Origin of the sequence: Flavobacterium aestivum (assembly GCF_026870175.2) — a bacterium.
GTDB lineage: Bacteria > Bacteroidota > Bacteroidia > Flavobacteriales > Flavobacteriaceae > Flavobacterium > Flavobacterium aestivum.
Window position 1 is genome coordinate 3,360,462 of sequence record NZ_CP113977.2, and the last position, 15,115, is coordinate 3,375,576.

The 15,115-nt window shown below is 31.6% G+C and carries 17 protein-coding genes and 1 rRNA gene; 7 read left to right on the forward strand and 11 right to left on the reverse strand.

Annotated elements, in window-relative coordinates; translation table 11 throughout:
- Positions 1–22 precede the first annotated feature (22 nt).
- Entirely contained in the window at positions 23–886 is an 864-nt protein-coding gene (locus tag OZP08_RS14470; protein ID WP_281322182.1) for an alpha/beta hydrolase, read from the forward strand.
- 5 nt (positions 887–891) lie between these two features.
- Positions 892–1,284 (forward strand): peptide-methionine (R)-S-oxide reductase MsrB, encoded by a 393-nt coding sequence (gene msrB, locus OZP08_RS14475; protein ID WP_268846799.1) that lies wholly within the window; start codon positions 892–894, stop codon positions 1,282–1,284.
- A gap of 74 nt (positions 1,285–1,358) precedes the next feature.
- On the opposite strand, the gene OZP08_RS14480 is transcribed toward msrB, so the two are convergent.
- The 9 genes from OZP08_RS14480 to OZP08_RS14520 all read right to left on the reverse strand — a co-directional run bounded on the left by OZP08_RS14480 (position 1,359) and on the right by OZP08_RS14520 (position 9,498).
- Positions 1,359–1,787 carry a hypothetical protein gene (locus OZP08_RS14480; RefSeq protein WP_268846800.1) on the reverse strand — a complete coding sequence of 143 codons (429 nt, stop codon included), beginning with the start codon at positions 1,785–1,787 and terminating at the stop codon, positions 1,359–1,361.
- Between the two features lie 72 nt (positions 1,788–1,859).
- Positions 1,860–2,732, reverse strand: coding sequence for a succinate--CoA ligase subunit alpha (gene sucD, locus OZP08_RS14485; protein ID WP_268846801.1), 873 nt, complete (start codon positions 2,730–2,732; stop codon positions 1,860–1,862).
- An 84-nt stretch (positions 2,733–2,816) separates the two neighbouring features.
- Positions 2,817–3,179 carry a nuclear transport factor 2 family protein gene (locus OZP08_RS14490; RefSeq protein ID WP_268846802.1) on the reverse strand — a complete coding sequence of 121 codons (363 nt, stop codon included), beginning with the start codon at positions 3,177–3,179 and terminating at the stop codon, positions 2,817–2,819.
- A 1-nt stretch (position 3,180) separates the two neighbouring features.
- Complete coding sequence (locus OZP08_RS14495) at positions 3,181–4,110, reverse strand: UDP-3-O-(3-hydroxymyristoyl)glucosamine N-acyltransferase (RefSeq protein WP_268846803.1); 930 nt, start codon at positions 4,108–4,110, stop codon at positions 3,181–3,183.
- 68 nt (positions 4,111–4,178) lie between these two features.
- On the reverse strand, positions 4,179–4,745 hold the full coding sequence (gene efp / locus OZP08_RS14500) for an elongation factor P (protein WP_268846804.1): 567 nt from the start codon (positions 4,743–4,745) through the stop codon (positions 4,179–4,181).
- A 112-nt stretch (positions 4,746–4,857) separates the two neighbouring features.
- A complete protein-coding gene (gene lpxA, locus OZP08_RS14505) occupies positions 4,858–5,643 on the reverse strand; it encodes an acyl-ACP--UDP-N-acetylglucosamine O-acyltransferase (protein ID WP_268846805.1) in 786 nt (261 codons plus the stop codon).
- Positions 5,644–5,713: 70 nt separating this feature from the next.
- Positions 5,714–7,102, reverse strand: coding sequence for a bifunctional UDP-3-O-[3-hydroxymyristoyl] N-acetylglucosamine deacetylase/3-hydroxyacyl-ACP dehydratase (locus OZP08_RS14510; protein ID WP_281322183.1), 1,389 nt, complete (start codon positions 7,100–7,102; stop codon positions 5,714–5,716).
- Positions 7,095–8,138: a UDP-3-O-(3-hydroxymyristoyl)glucosamine N-acyltransferase gene (gene lpxD / locus OZP08_RS14515; RefSeq protein ID WP_268846806.1), complete on the reverse strand. Its 1,044-nt coding sequence runs from the start codon at positions 8,136–8,138 to the stop codon at positions 7,095–7,097. The genes OZP08_RS14510 and lpxD overlap by 8 nt, the downstream gene beginning before the upstream one ends.
- A 130-nt stretch (positions 8,139–8,268) precedes the next feature.
- Positions 8,269–9,498, reverse strand: a complete 1,230-nt coding sequence (locus tag OZP08_RS14520; RefSeq protein ID WP_268846807.1) for an HD domain-containing protein — start codon at positions 9,496–9,498, stop codon at positions 8,269–8,271.
- A gap of 308 nt (positions 9,499–9,806) precedes the next feature.
- Here OZP08_RS14520 and porX point away from each other — a divergent pair, with 308 nt between their 5' ends.
- From porX to OZP08_RS14540, 4 genes are all read left to right on the forward strand, one after another.
- On the forward strand, positions 9,807–11,360 hold the full coding sequence (porX, locus tag OZP08_RS14525) for a T9SS response regulator signal transducer PorX (protein WP_281322184.1): 1,554 nt from the start codon (positions 9,807–9,809) through the stop codon (positions 11,358–11,360).
- A 76-nt stretch (positions 11,361–11,436) separates the two neighbouring features.
- The gene (gene tsaE, locus OZP08_RS14530; RefSeq protein WP_281322185.1) at positions 11,437–11,844 is read left to right on the forward strand and encodes a tRNA (adenosine(37)-N6)-threonylcarbamoyltransferase complex ATPase subunit type 1 TsaE; all 408 of its coding nucleotides are present in this window, start codon (positions 11,437–11,439) and stop codon (positions 11,842–11,844) included.
- A 207-nt stretch (positions 11,845–12,051) separates the two neighbouring features.
- Positions 12,052–13,245, forward strand: coding sequence for an alanine dehydrogenase (locus OZP08_RS14535; protein ID WP_281322186.1), 1,194 nt, complete (start codon positions 12,052–12,054; stop codon positions 13,243–13,245).
- A gap of 36 nt (positions 13,246–13,281) precedes the next feature.
- Entirely contained in the window at positions 13,282–13,656 is a 375-nt protein-coding gene (locus OZP08_RS14540) for a DUF4258 domain-containing protein (protein ID WP_268846810.1), read from the forward strand.
- Positions 13,657–13,757: 101 nt separating this feature from the next.
- On the opposite strand, the gene OZP08_RS14545 is transcribed toward OZP08_RS14540, so the two are convergent.
- Positions 13,758–14,102: a helix-turn-helix transcriptional regulator gene (locus OZP08_RS14545; protein ID WP_268846811.1), complete on the reverse strand. Its 345-nt coding sequence runs from the start codon at positions 14,100–14,102 to the stop codon at positions 13,758–13,760.
- A gap of 429 nt (positions 14,103–14,531) precedes the next feature.
- Between OZP08_RS14545 and OZP08_RS14550 the strand changes: the two genes are divergently transcribed.
- Positions 14,532–14,735 (forward strand): hypothetical protein, encoded by a 204-nt coding sequence (locus tag OZP08_RS14550; protein WP_268846812.1) that lies wholly within the window; start codon positions 14,532–14,534, stop codon positions 14,733–14,735.
- Positions 14,736–14,881: 146 nt separating this feature from the next.
- Here OZP08_RS14550 and rrf read toward each other — a convergent pair.
- Positions 14,882–14,991, reverse strand: a 5S ribosomal RNA gene (rrf, locus tag OZP08_RS14555).
- Positions 14,992–15,115: the final 124 nt, after the last annotated feature.

A 15,115-nucleotide genomic window follows, 5' to 3' on the forward strand; every position in this document is an offset into this window, starting at 1 on the left:
TCCATTTTCAACATTTATCAATATGGCAATAAAACCTTCTAATCACACTAAACCATTAGAAATTCCTAGATTTATAATACTTACAAGTAAGTTTATCGCTTTTTTATCTACTAAATGGGTTACAGTTTTTGTCTTCAAACTATTTACAAAACCAATACGCCATAAGAGTCCTAAACGAGAAATCGAGATGGATCAAAAAAGTATTCAAACCTCAATTATCATCCCTGCCATAAATAAAGAAATAGTGGTTTACCAATACGGTGTAAGCGAAAAAAAAGTTTTACTGGTTCATGGTTGGTCCGGAAGAGGTACTCAATTATGCAAAATAGCCGATGAACTTTTAAAATCAGGCTATTCAACCATTAGCTTTGATGCTCCTGCTCACGGAAAATCCCCAGGGAATTCATCAATTATGGTCGATTTTATTGATTCAATTCTTGAACTTGATAAACTATATGGTCCATTTGAAATCGCAATTGGGCATTCCTTAGGAGGCATGTCTGTTCTAAATGCAATAGCAAAAGGCTTCACGGTCAATCGTACAGTTGTCATAGGAAGCGGAGACGTTGTACAAGATATAATTGATGACTTCATCAAAAAATTAGAATTAAAGCCAGAAATAAGTACTCAATTGCGTTTGTACATAGAGAACAAATATGGCGGAACAATGAACGATTATAGTGCTTACAGAGCTGCCGCTAAAACTGATATCCCAACTTTAGTAATACATGATGAAAATGATCCTGAAGTTTCTGTAAAAGCAGGAATCCATATCCATAAGCATCTTAAAAATGGAGAATTAATGATTACAAAACACTTAGGACACCGAAAAATCCTTGCAGATAATCATGTAATTGAAAAAATCATTAATTTTATTAAAAAATAACGATTATGAATTATCCTTTTGTGAAATCCGAAAAAGAATGGGAAGAAATACTGGGCTCTGAGCGATTCAAAATACTTCGTCAAAAAGGTACTGAATATCCACATACAGGAAAGTATAATTTGCATTACGAAAATGGAACGTATTGTTGTGGTGGATGTGGAACTTCCCTATTCGAAAGCGATTCTAAGTTTGATGCACACTGTGGGTGGCCTTCATTTGATAAGTCTATTCCCGGAAAAGTAGAATATATTGTAGATAATACTCACGGAATGAAACGAACCGAAATAGTTTGCGCAAATTGTGGCGGACATTTGGGTCATGTTTTTGAAGATGGTCCAACCAAAACTGGGCAACGATACTGTGTCAATTCTTTATCAATCGATTTTAAAGAAAAATAAGCACCAGACTTGAAACTAATTAAAATAAAAAAGCTTTACAATCGTAAAGCTTTTTTATTTTAAACAAGACTGTATTAGAAGGCAACATTCCATCTTGGTAACTTACCATTCTCATCTAAAAAATTTTGCAAAACTTGACCTTCTACGCTTGTTGGGATAGATTTTACATCAGCATTGAATGTTTCAAACCAAAGTACTTCAAGTCTTTCAATATTTTCAATTTTCATTTGTGCTGGCCAAGAATATTTTCTTCCTGTTTTAGCAAACTGATGTCCGTTTACAATTTTGTCTTTTAAACCTCCGTTTTTGCTTTTTAAAGTTCCATTGTTTTGAACAGTTCCTGTAGAAGCAACCATTATCAATTCTTTAGAATCTGCATTTGCAGCATAAACTAGGAAAACACCACTTCCTGATTCTGATGCATTACATACTTCTTCTAAACTATCCTCTTGTGTAAACGTAAAATGCCCTTTTACTGTAAACTTTTCTAATTCTTTATACATATTTTTTATAATTAAAAAAATGCCTCACAAAATCGTGAGGCATTTTGGAATTTTATTTTAACGTACTGGAAATTAACCCAATACTTCTTTTACTTTTTTACCAATTTCAGCTGGAGAATCAACAACGTGAATTCCGTTGTCTTTCATAATTTGTTTTTTAGCAGCAGCAGTATCATCAGAACCTCCAACGATTGCACCAGCGTGCCCCATTGTACGTCCTGCAGGAGCAGTTTCACCAGCGATGAAACCAATAACTGGTTTACGGTTACCGTCAGCTTTGATCCATTTAGCAGCATCAGCTTCTAATTGACCTCCAATTTCACCAATCATAATGATACACTCAGTTTCTGGGTCGTTCATTAATAATTCTACAGCTTCTTTTGTAGTTGTTCCAATGATTGGATCTCCACCAATACCAATTGCAGTAGTGATTCCTAATCCTTGTTTTACAACTTGGTCAGCAGCTTCATAAGTTAAAGTTCCTGATTTTGAAACAATTCCTACTGTACCTTTTTTGAAAACAAAACCTGGCATAATTCCAACTTTAGCTTCTCCTGGTGTAATTACACCTGGACAGTTAGGTCCAATCAATCTTGCGTTTCTTTCTTTTACATAACTGTTTGCTTTAATCATATCAGCAACAGGAATTCCTTCAGTAATAGCAATGATTACTTTTATACCAGCATCAGCAGCTTCCATAATAGCATCAGCAGCAAAAGCAGGTGGTACAAAAATAATAGTTGTATCAGCACCAGCTTGTACAACAGCATCTTTTACTGTATTAAAAACAGGAAGATCCAAATGAGTTGTTCCTCCTTTACCTGGAGTAACTCCCCCAACAACGTTTGTACCGTATTCAATCATTTGTGAAGCGTGGAAAGTTCCTTCGCTACCTGTAAATCCTTGAACTATTATTTTGGAATCTTTATTAACTAAAACACTCATGATATATTTTTTATGTAGTTTTTAAAATTGTGTTGCAAAAGTAAGGCTTTTGTAATTATTCTTCACTTTTTTAATAAAAATAAATTACAAAATCTGACTCATTTGATAACCCTTATATAATTTATTGTCTTTTAATTCCCAAACAATCATAATATGAGCCAATAACATTTCTTCTCTTGGATTCTCAATTGTTTTTACAAAATGAGAAAAACGTACAGAAACTAAATTATTTTCTTCAATTATATGACTTATTCTTGCTTTAGTACGAACATATGCTCTACTGATTTCGCTTGTGAATTTCATTAAAGAATCATAATCCATTTGTATAAATCCTTTGCTACTATTCCACTCTAAGGTAAAATCAGGATGCAAATACTCTTTCATTATCTCAGGATTAATAATGGCATCCGATTTATAAAAACTTTTAACAATCTCTTTAGCAGACATATTATTTCATTTTATTTAAAATTTCAGGAATCTTTTTGATATTTGCCAGCTGTTTCAATTTTTCTCTTGATTCTTCTATTGGAGTTCCAAAATAACTTTTTCCTCCTTCAACTGATTTAGTAACTCCGGTTTGACCTAAAATTACTGCTTTAGCCCCAATTGTGATTCCACTTGTTGTTCCTACTTGTCCCCAAATAGTAACTTCATCTTCAATAATCACACAACCTGCTATACCTGTTTGAGAAGCAATTAAGCATTTCTTCCCTATAAAAGTATCGTGCCCTACGTGTACTTGATTGTCGATTTTTGTTCCTTCTCCAATAGTAGTATCTCCTGTTACTCCTTTATCTATTGTACAAAGCGCTCCAATCCCAACATTGTCATGTATAACAACTCTACCACCAGATATTAATTGATCGTATCCTTCCGGTCTCTTTTTGTAATAAAATGCATCAGCACCAAGAATAGTTCCAGCGTGTATGGTTACATTATTTCCAATCACAGTATGGTCATAAATAGACACATTAGAATGGATTAAACAATTTTCGCCAATCACTACATTATTCCCCACAAAAGTATTGGGCTGAATTATAGTTCCTTCACCTATTTTGGCAGAAGCCGAAATAGAAACATTAGCAAACTGAAAAGGTTTAAAATGATTGGTTAGTATATTGAAATCTCTAAATGGATCATCTGAAACCAATAATGCTTTTCCTTCCGGACAATCTACTTCTTTGTTTATTAATACAATTGTAGCGGCTGAATCTAAAGCTTTATCATAATATTTAGGATGATCGACAAATACGATATCACCTGGTTCTACAACATGAATTTCATTCATGCCGTAAACAGGAAAAGAAGCATCACCTACAAATTTACATTGAAGTAAATTTGCAATATCTTCTAGAGAATAAACCTTTGGGAATTTCATAAATTTAATATTCTGTATATAAAAAATCCGTATTTAATTTCAACGACTAAATACGGATTTTTGAAAAACTATTCCTTAACACGCTCCATATAAGAACCTGAAGCTGTATCGATTTTAATTTTGTCTCCTTCATTAATGAATAAAGGAACGTTTACCGTTGCACCAGTTTCAACAGTTGCAGATTTTGTAGCATTGGTAGCTGTATTTCCTTTAACTCCTGGTTCTGCATAAGTAACTTCAAGTACTATAGATGCAGGCATATCAACAGAAAGTGGTAAATCAGTTTCAGTGTTAATCTGAACCATTACGTTTGTTCCTTCTTTTAATAAATCTGGAGCATCAAGGATATTTTTGTCCAAAGTAATTTGCTCAAAAGTTTCAGCATTCATAAAGTGAAATTGATCTCCCTCTGCATATAAAAATTGAAATGTGTGTGTTTCTACACGTACATCATCAATTTTGTGTCCAGCAGAAAATGTATTATCCAATACTTTTCCTGTTGTTAAACTTTTCAATTTTGTTCTTACGAAAGCTGGTCCTTTTCCTGGTTTTACGTGAAGAAATTCGATAATTTTATAAATATCGTGATTGAATTTAATACATAATCCGTTTCTAATATCTGATGTAGATGCCATTTTAATTTATTTTTGATTTAAGATTTTAAATTTTAGCTTCTTCTAGAGAACCTAACCTTTTTTATTTTTTATCTATTATTCTAATTGTATGAACGCTATTCGAAATCTAAAACTAATAGTTTCCTGTATAACCTTTCATGATTCCCCTTGAAGAGTTTCTGATGAAATCAATTATTTCATCTCGCTCAGGAGTAGCTTCCATTTCTCCCTCAATTATATCTAACGCTTGAGTTACATTATAACTCTTTTGGTACAAAATTCTATAAATTTCCTGAATTTCTCTAATTTTTTCGGATGTAAACCCACGTCTTCTCAATCCTACTGAATTGATTCCTACATAAGACAAAGGCTCTTTTGCAGCTTTTGTATATGGCGGAACATCTTTTCTTAATAAAGAACCTCCTGATACCATGGCATGGTCTCCAACACTGATAAACTGGTGTATTGCTGATAATCCGCCAATAACAGCATAATTACCAATTGTTACATGTCCTCCTAAAAGAACACCATTTACAATAATTGCATTATTACCTACATGGCAATCGTGTGCAACGTGTGCAGTTGCCATAATTAAACAATTATCTCCAATTACAGTTTGCCCAGAGGCAATAGTTCCTCTATTTATAGTTACGCATTCTCTAATAGTGCAATTATCTCCAATAATTGCTAAAGAATCTTCTCCTCCGAATTTTAAATCTTGTGGGACAGCGGCAATTACAGCTCCTGGAAAAATATTACAATTTTTACCAATTCTTGCTCCCTCCATAATTGTTACATTAGAACCAATCCAAGTTCCATCTCCAATAACAACATTATTGTGTATGGTTGTAAAAGGCTCAATAACTACATTTTTGGCGATTTTAGCGCCTGGATGAACGTATGCTAACGGTTGATTCATCTGCTTTTTTTTATATTAATGTTAATTTAGAAAAATGCCTTTTAAACTTTTAAGGCTATTTGATCTAAATCTATTGTTTTCTAGCTATTTGTGCCATTAATTCAGCTTGAGCTACTAATTTACCATTGGCATAAGCATTCGCTTGCATGTGGCAAATCCCTCTTCGTATAGGTGTAATCAAATCACATTTGAAAACTAAAGTATCCCCAGGTAACACTTTTTGTTTGAATTTCACATTGTCTATTTTCATGAAAAAGGTCAAATAATTTTCAGGATCTGGTACAGTACTTAAAACAAGAATACCTCCTGTTTGAGCCATTGCTTCAACAATTAACACACCTGGCATAACTGGAGCGTTTGGAAAATGCCCTACAAAGAAATTTTCGTTCATTGTAACATTTTTCATTCCAACCACATGGCTATCAGACATTTCAATAATCCTGTCAATCAATAAAAAAGGAGGTCTATGTGGTAACATAGACATAATTTTATGAATATCCATCAATGGTTCTTGGTTCAAATCATAAGTAGGAACATAATTTCTCTGTTCGTTTTTTATAATTTTTGCCATTTTTTTTGCAAACTGAGTATTTACAAAATGACCCGGTTTATTAGCAATAATCTTTCCTTGAATTTTTGTTCCAATCAAGGCTAAATCACCAATTATATCCAAAAGTTTATGTCTGGCAGCTTCATTAGGATAATGCAAAGTAAGATTATCTAAAATTCCATTTGGCTTAACAGTTATTTCATCTTTACCAAATGCTTTCTTTAAATTTTCCATTGTAGACTCTGATATCTCTTTGTCTACATATACAATTGCATTATTTAAATCTCCACCTTTGATTAATCCGTTTTCTAAAAGAGATTCCAATTCATGTAAAAAACTGAATGTTCTTGCATTTGAAATTTCTGCTTTAAATTCAGAAATACTCTTCATAGTTGCATTTTGGGTTCCTAAAATTTTAGTTCCAAAATCTACCATTGCTGTAACACTATAGTGATCACTTGGCATAACCATGATCTCACTTCCTGTGGCTTCATCTATAAATGAAATCACTTCCTTTACAACATACACATTTCTGTTTAATTCTTGTTCTATAATTCCAGCTTCTTCAATGGCTTCCATAAAAAACTTAGAAGAACCATCCATAATTGGCAATTCAGAAGCATCTAATTCTATGATGATATTATCCAAATCACATCCCATTAGCGCAGCCAAAACATGCTCAGGAGTTTGAATTTTGACACCTAATTTTTCTAAATTAGTACCGCGCTGTGTATTGACTACATAATTTGCATCAGCTTCAATAACAGGTTGACCTTCAAGATCAACACGTACAAATGTAAAGCCGTTATTTACAGGAGCTGGTTTAAAAGTAATTTTTACTTCATTCCCAGTATGTAATCCAACACCAGTAAGCGAAATTTCTGTTTTGATGGTTTTCTGTTTAACCATTGTTTCCATTTTTTTGGTTTAATATTTGTTTTTTTAACTCCTCTATTTCTTTAACTAATTTTGGTAAATTCTTAAAATGTATATATGATTTACTAAAATCCGAATATCCAAATGTTGGACTTCCTTGCAAAACTTCGTTGTCTTTAATATTCCCTGCAACTCCTGACTGGGCTTGAATGCGAACATTATTTCCTATTGTTAAATGACCAACTATACCAACTTGACCACCAATCATACAGTTTTCACCAACTTTTGTAGAGCCTGCAATTCCTGTTTGTGCTGCAATAACGGTGTTTTTTCCAACTTCTACGTTATGTGCAATCTGAATTTGATTGTCAATCTTAACGCCTTTCCTTATTATGGTAGATCCTAAAGTTGCTCTATCAATTGTTGAGTTCGCGCCAATTTCAACATCATCTTCGATAATTACATTCCCAATTTGAGGAATCTTATTATATGTACCATCTTCATTTGGAGCATATCCAAATCCATCTGCACCTATTATAACTCCAGAATGTACAATACAATTATTACCTATTACAGTTTCTGAATATATTTTGGCACCCGCAAAAATAGTAACATTATCACCAATAGTAACATTATCACCAATAAAACTATTTGGATAAATTTTTACATTATCTCCCAATACTACATTATCTCCTATATAACTAAAACTACCAAAATATAGATTTTCACCATATTTTGCACTTTCAGAAATAAATGAAGGCTGTTCAATACCGTTTTTATTTAGCTTTACTTGATTATAAAACTCCAGTAATTTTGAAAAAGCTTTATAAGCATCCGCAACTTTAATAAGAGTTGTGGTTATTGGAGATTCAGGAACAAAAGTATCATTAACAATAGTTATTGAAGCTTTTGTACTATAAATATAATTGATGTATTTAGGATTTGATAAAAAAGTAAGTGATCCTTCAGAACCTTCTTCTATTTTAGACAATCGGGAAACTTCAATATTGGGATCTCCAACAATTTCTCCTTCTAATATTCCTGCTATTTGTTCTGCTGTAAATTTCATCTTATAAGGTTGTATTTTTCATAAGCATAAGATCGAACTTGTAATAAAGTACTATCAATATTAAATAAAAAATAGATTGGCTGTTTTTCGCTGCGACAAAAATATAAAAAATAGGTTTTAAATGTTCTTTTTATAGTAGTTGTTTTGGAAAACATATATAATACTTAGTGACTAATTTCGATAACGATTTCAAATTCAGCTGATCTGAAGCTTCAACTACATCTTCAATTGTCAGATCTTTGTTTAAAATACGAATGGGTTCAGCTACTTTACTGTAAGCTTGACTCTTTATTTTACCCTTAAAAATAAAATAATTAGATTCTGTAAGGGAAATATTATTTTGAATTGAGAAACGTTCTTTCTGAATTAACAACTCTTCTGTTGAGACTTTATCATTGGTTAATTTAATTTTTAATAAATCCCTGTTGATAATCATTTTGCACAAAGAAGAGAGTATAAAATCATCATGATTTTGCCATGATTTCAATGCACTTATAATATCAAAATCATCTAATTGAGCAAATAAAGCCAATGTTTTCGTATCAAAGGTTTCATGAGTTACTTTGTTTTGCATAAAAAACAACAAAGGATTACTACTTGGTAAAACAAAACCTCTTTCGGTCAATTCTTTAGCTCGCTTTAAGACTTTAGTCAAAATCAGCTCGGCTACTAAACTTGTTTTATGTAAATAAACCTGCCAATACATTAATCGTCTGGACATCAAAAACTTTTCAACAGAATAGATTCCTTTTTCTTCAATGACTAATACATCATCAACAACATTCATCATCTGTATTAGCCTCTCTGAATTGATATTTCCTTCGGATACACCGGAATAAAAACTATCCCTTTTTAAATAATCCATTCGATCCATATCTAACTGACTTGAAATAAGTTGCAGCATAAACTTTCGATGATAATCCCCTTTAAAAACCTGAATTGCAAGACTCAACTGACCATTAAATTCTTTATTCAATTGCTCCATGAATAATAAAGAGATTTCTTCATGGTGTACATCTTCTACAATACTGCTTTCCATAGCATGCGAGAATGGACCATGCCCAATGTCATGTAACAATATCGCTATATATAAGGCATTTTCTTCCTCATAACTAATTGTAACTTCCTTAAAACGCAATGCTTCTACAGCTTTTTGCATTAAATGCATACAACCCAAAGCATGGTGAAAACGAGTATGATTGGCTCCAGGATATACTAAGTACGACAAACCCATTTGAGAAATTCTTCGTAAACGCTGAAAATAAGGATGTTGAATTAAATCGTAAATTAATGCATTTGGAATGGTGATAAACCCATAAATTGGGTCATTGAATATTTTAAGTTTATTAATCTGAGACACTTTCTATACTTTTTAGGTCAACAAATATAAACAAAATAGCTAGTGAATAAGACCTAATATCTAATCCTTTTAAATTGTACGAATAATTTTCAATATTAACTTAATCTATACAATTAGAATCGCATATTAAATATTTAAAACGAACAGCTTATTTTTATCCAAAAAAAGAAATCAGCCGATTTTATTGCTTATTTTTAACACTACTTTTAATCAAAGTTGTAAAACCTCATATTTTTGATAGTAATTTTATACTATTTTTAATATTTATTAAGTTCTATAAAACTAAATTGCACTAAAATTAAATTTAAATGGATACTATAAAAATACTTTGGGTTGATGATGAAATCGACTTACTCAAACCTCATATATTATTTCTGGAGAAAAAAAACTACCAAGTTACCACTTGCAATAATGGCCGTGATGCCATTGATATTTTTGAAGAAGACAACTTTGACATTGTTTTTCTTGACGAAAACATGCCTGGAATGAGCGGTTTGGAAACTTTATCTGAAATGAAGGAGAAAAAATCTTCTATCCCTATGATAATGATTACCAAAAGCGAAGAAGAATATATCATGGAAGAAGCCATAGGCTCTAAAATTGCTGATTATTTGATAAAGCCAGTAAATCCTAATCAAATTTTATTGAGTTTAAAGAAAAACTTAGATCATTCACGATTAATTTCTCAGAAAACAACATTAGACTATCAAAAAGAGTTTAGAAAAATCACCATGGAAATGGCTATGGTCAATTCTTATGAAGATTGGATTGAATTATATAAAAAATTAATTTTTTGGGAACTCAAACTAGAGAACATTAACGATCATGGCATGATTGAAATTCTTGAGTCTCAAAAAGTAGAAGCAAATTCACAATTTGGAAAATTTATAGAGCGAAATTATGAAGACTGGTTTGCACCAAAAGCAGACAAACCAATACAATCTCATAATTTATTTAAAGAATTAGTAGTTCCTGAAATTCTTAAAAAGGAAAGACCAATACTTTTTGTAGTCATTGACAATTTACGTTATGACCAATGGAAAGCAATGGAAGGTGTGGTAAATAATTATTACAAACTTGAAAAAGAGGTTCCATATTACTCCATTTTACCAACTGCAACACAATATGCCAGAAACGCTATTTTCTCAGGATTGACTCCACTCGAAATGGAAAATCAATTCCCTCAATATTGGAAAAATGATCCAGAAGAAGGTGGAAAAAATTTATTTGAAGCCGAATTTTTAACCGCTCAAATAAAAAGATTGAGACTGGACATCAAAGAAGATTATTTTAAAATTACCAATCTGGCTGGAGGAAAAAAACTAGCCGAAAATTTCCGATCATTAAAGGATAATGATCTTGTTACTGTGGTATATAACTTTGTTGACATGCTTTCCCATGCCAAAACCGAAATGGATGTGGTAAAAGAATTAGCTTCAGATGACAAAGCATATCGCTCGTTAACATTAAGTTGGTTTAAAAACTCTCCTTTACTAGAAATTATTCAGCAAGCCCAAAAGTTAGGTTTCAAATTGATCTTAACAACAGATCACGGAACAATCAATGTAAAAAATCCATCAAAAGTAGTTGGAGACAAAAACACAAGTCTTAACCTCAGATACAAAACGGGACGCAGTTTGACATATGAACAAAAAGATGTATACGCCGTAAAAGAGCCGAAACACATTGGTTTGCCTGCTATAAACATGAGTAGTTCCTATATTTTTGCAAAAAATGATTTGTTTTTGGCCTATGTAAACAACTACAACCATTATGTAAGTTATTACAGAAACACCTATCAACATGGTGGAATATCGTTAGAAGAAATGATTATTCCTTTCCTTATTTTTAACCCAAAATAATATCAAAGTGGTCAATGATTCAGTTTTATTAACTAATCAATGACCACTTATGTCTAAATACTGAATACTTAAAAAAATGACTATCACATTTTCTTTAGATCAACTTGAAGAAGTTACTCAACAAATACTAGAGCAAAATCCCAATAAAGTAATCCTTTTTAATGGAGAAATGGGAGCTGGAAAAACAACATTAATCAAGCAGCTTTGCAAAACTCTTGGTGTAGAAGATGCTACAAGCAGCCCAACCTTTTCCTTAGTTAACGAATATCAAACAATTGAAAACAAAACAGTTTATCATTTTGATTTTTACAGACTTAACCAAGAAAGTGAAGCACTAGATATGGGAGTAGAAGATTATTTGTATTCAGGAAATTGGTGTTTTATAGAATGGTCCGAAAAAATTGAAAATTTGATCCCTGAACACCATTCTATAATTACAATTCAATCACTTCCTGACGGAAAACGTTCGCTTGAGTTAACTTAACTTGAATTATTTTTTTTATCGATTTAAAACCTGTAAAATTTTAACTTTAAGAGTAGCTTCATAAATTTATGAAAAAGCTGATATAAAAATAAATAAACACAGATTGACTAAATTTAAATTATTTAAAGCAGCCAAATTTGCCACCCATATATTGTGTCAATCATTTAAATCTTTTTCGTAAATTGTACCTCTAATTTCGCTTCATCAATGTCACTAAGTCCATTCACAAAAGAACAACTACTTCCTCAAGAAGAAAAGCTTGAAGTCGCAAGGCAAAAAAGCCAGCTTTTTATAGGTCTTCCAAAAGAGACAAGTTTCCAAGAACGCCGTATTTGCCTTACACCAGATTCGGTAAATACCCTTACTTATCAAGGACATAGAGTAATGATCGAATCTGGTGCAGGTGTAAGCTCTAGTTATAGTGATAAAGAATACAGTGATGCCGGTGCAGAAATTACACAAGATACAAAAAAGGTATTTAGTTGCCCAATGATATTAAAAGTTGAGCCACCAACTATTGCCGAGATTGAGATGATGAATCCAAAGTCGATTATAATATCGGCAATTCAATTAAAAACAAGGAAGAAATCATATTTTGAAGCATTATCACGAAAAAAAGTTACAGCGCTTGCTTTTGAATATTTAAAAGACGAAGATGGCTCCTACCCTGCTGTAAAATCATTGAGTGAAATTGCTGGAACAGCCTCTATTCTTATTGCAGCCGAATTGATGATTACTAATGAATTTGGAAAAGGTTTACTTTTTGGAAATATTACAGGAGTCGCTCCTACCGAGGTTGTTATTATTGGTGCAGGAACTGCTGGTGAATTTGCCGTAAGAACTGCTATTGGTCTTGGCGCAAGTGTAAAAGTTTTTGATAATTCCATTACAAAATTACGTCGTTTACAACATAATTTGAATCAACGTATTTTTACTTCTACTATACAACAAAAAGCATTGCTTAAAGCATTAAGACGTTGTGATGTTGCTATTGGCGCAATGAGAGGTAAAGAACGCTGTCCTGTAGTTGTAACCGAAACTATGGTGGAACATATGAAAAAAGGAGCTGTCATTGTTGATATTAGCATTGATACTGGTGGTTGCTTTGAAACATCAGAAGTGACAACTCACGAAAAGCCAACCTTTTTAAAGAATGATGTATTACATTATTGCGTACCCAATATTCCTTCTCGTTATTCCAAAACTGCTTCATTATCAATAAGCAATATTATTACACCATATTTATTACAGATTGCAGAAGATGGAGGTATTGAAAGCTCTATACGTTGCAATGCCGGTTTAAAAAACGGAATTTATTTGTATCATGGAATCCTTACCAATAAAGCCATTGGAGATTGGTTTGATTTACCAGATAACGATATTAATTTAATTGTTTTTTAAGCAAACTTTACCATACCTTTGCAAAAAAAATAAAACATGAATTTTATACAACGTTTTGCTTATTATTTAGTGGGTCTAATATTGGGGTTGTTTGTAGTAGCAGCAATATTTAGCGGAAAAGATACCCGTTGTAATTATTTTCCAAATGCCAGAGTTTTAAATGATTTAAGCACTAAACCATTCTTATATTCAGACAAAGCTTCGAAAGTTCTTTCAGAAAAATGGATTGATACTATCGATATAAAAAACACCTTAAAATTGGGAGATGTAGACTTTGATAAAAGTAACATTCCATTCAAAAAAGGAAAATTATATGTAATAGAAGGAAAAACTACTAAAAACCAACAAATCACCCTTAAAGTGATTAATTATTCAAACAAAGCCGTTTTGGAGGATATTGTTAAAAAATAAGTTAAAAAACTCTTCATTACGAAGAGTTTTTTTTCATATCCAAACTAAAGTAATTGTTAAAACTATCTATAATCTGTAAATAGAATCTAAAAAGTGATGTTTCACTTACTTGTTAGATAGTCTATTTTTTGTTTAAGTTCTCTAATCTTTTCTTGATATTCCTCAATCAATTTTTCTGTGATTAGATTTCTATTTTTAAAACTACTAGCAACTTTATTTTTATCAATATCTCTAATTATTGTGTTTTCATTTTTAAATAAGTCCTCTGGTTTTATATTATACAATACACTTATTTTATCTAAATGTATTGCCCACGAGCTACTTACTCCATTTTCTATTCGAGCATAAGCTGATTGTGAGATATGTAACCGTTCACCAACTTGTTCTTGAGACAAACCTTCTTGTTTACGAAGTAATTTTAGCTTAGCACCTATTAAGATATTCATGATTTTTGCAGTTTATTTATAATTTTGTACGTTTGAAGCTACAAATCAATTAAATATAATTATGCAGAAATAGGGTAAAAATACCCATTTTTCACACGATGATTTAAAAAGATAATCATGTATGTTTGTCTTGTATGAAAAAATTATGAAAACAAATACTTATTTTTTAATATCAACATTCATTTCACTCGTTATATCACTAGCATATAACTTATTAAACAATATAGATTTAGATTACTTTTCTTTATTTTTAATTATCATTGGAATAATGATAATCACGAGTTTATTAATTAATAGAAAAGAATACAGTATTAAAAATACTGCCTAAAAAAGCATTAAAGTAAAAACTAATATTTTGAAATCCATTATTTACAAAATTCAGAATTAAAAGATGAATTTCTTGAGTAAATTTATCAAATTTTAAAAAATATGATTAAATTCAACAAAACATTATTATTTATTTTATTTGCAACTTCATTGTTTTTATTAGGAGTAAACATCACCTATATTACCTTAGATGGATTTGGAAAAGGACGAGAATTATTTATTGAACTTATAAACTTGTTTATTTTATCTTCATCAGCATATCTCTTTTATAAAAAATTAAGTGAAGTAAATAATTCCAAAAAATGAGTCTTTAATAACTTAAGCTTCTTTATCTAAATTATTGGGTTTCATTATTTTAAGAAAACAACCTAATCAGAAGACTGAATATGATTAACCGACGAGTATTTTGTAAAACAAAAAACCCCGTTTCGTTAGAAACAGGGTTTTCAAAAGAAAGGCGACGACATACTCTCCCACATAACTGCAGTACCATCTGCGCAGGCGGGCTTAACTACTCTGTTCGGGATGGGAAGAGGTGAGCCCCGCCGCAATAACCACCTTAAGGTCGTTTTGCAATGGGTATTCCGACGTATTCGGAACAACATTACACAATATCTTAACATACTGAGATAAAGAACATAAAAAGTATTTAGAAAGTTCTCTCCCGAGTCCTTAGACTCGGGAAA

Excerpts from the sequence above, each read along its gene's own strand:
- OZP08_RS14470 (WP_281322182.1), top strand. The coding sequence starts at position 23 with ATGGCAATAAAACCTTCTAATCACACTAAACCATTAGAAATTCCTAGA.
- msrB (WP_268846799.1), top strand. The coding sequence starts at position 892 with ATGAATTATCCTTTTGTGAAATCCGAAAAAGAATGGGAAGAAATACTG.
- OZP08_RS14480 (WP_268846800.1), bottom strand. The coding sequence starts at position 1,787 with ATGTATAAAGAATTAGAAAAGTTTACAGTAAAAGGGCATTTTACGTTT.
- sucD (WP_268846801.1), bottom strand. The coding sequence starts at position 2,732 with ATGAGTGTTTTAGTTAATAAAGATTCCAAAATAATAGTTCAAGGATTT.
- OZP08_RS14490 (WP_268846802.1), bottom strand. The coding sequence starts at position 3,179 with ATGTCTGCTAAAGAGATTGTTAAAAGTTTTTATAAATCGGATGCCATT.
- OZP08_RS14495 (WP_268846803.1), bottom strand. The coding sequence starts at position 4,110 with ATGAAATTCCCAAAGGTTTATTCTCTAGAAGATATTGCAAATTTACTT.
- efp (WP_268846804.1), bottom strand. The coding sequence starts at position 4,745 with ATGGCATCTACATCAGATATTAGAAACGGATTATGTATTAAATTCAAT.
- lpxA (WP_268846805.1), bottom strand. The coding sequence starts at position 5,643 with ATGAATCAACCGTTAGCATACGTTCATCCAGGCGCTAAAATCGCCAAA.
- OZP08_RS14510 (WP_281322183.1), bottom strand. The coding sequence starts at position 7,102 with ATGGTTAAACAGAAAACCATCAAAACAGAAATTTCGCTTACTGGTGTT.
- lpxD (WP_268846806.1), bottom strand. The coding sequence starts at position 8,138 with ATGAAATTTACAGCAGAACAAATAGCAGGAATATTAGAAGGAGAAATT.
- porX (WP_281322184.1), top strand. The coding sequence starts at position 9,807 with ATGGATACTATAAAAATACTTTGGGTTGATGATGAAATCGACTTACTC.
- tsaE (WP_281322185.1), top strand. The coding sequence starts at position 11,437 with ATGACTATCACATTTTCTTTAGATCAACTTGAAGAAGTTACTCAACAA.
- OZP08_RS14535 (WP_281322186.1), top strand. The coding sequence starts at position 12,052 with ATGTCACTAAGTCCATTCACAAAAGAACAACTACTTCCTCAAGAAGAA.
- OZP08_RS14540 (WP_268846810.1), top strand. The coding sequence starts at position 13,282 with ATGAATTTTATACAACGTTTTGCTTATTATTTAGTGGGTCTAATATTG.
- OZP08_RS14545 (WP_268846811.1), bottom strand. The coding sequence starts at position 14,102 with ATGAATATCTTAATAGGTGCTAAGCTAAAATTACTTCGTAAACAAGAA.
- OZP08_RS14550 (WP_268846812.1), top strand. The coding sequence starts at position 14,532 with ATGATTAAATTCAACAAAACATTATTATTTATTTTATTTGCAACTTCA.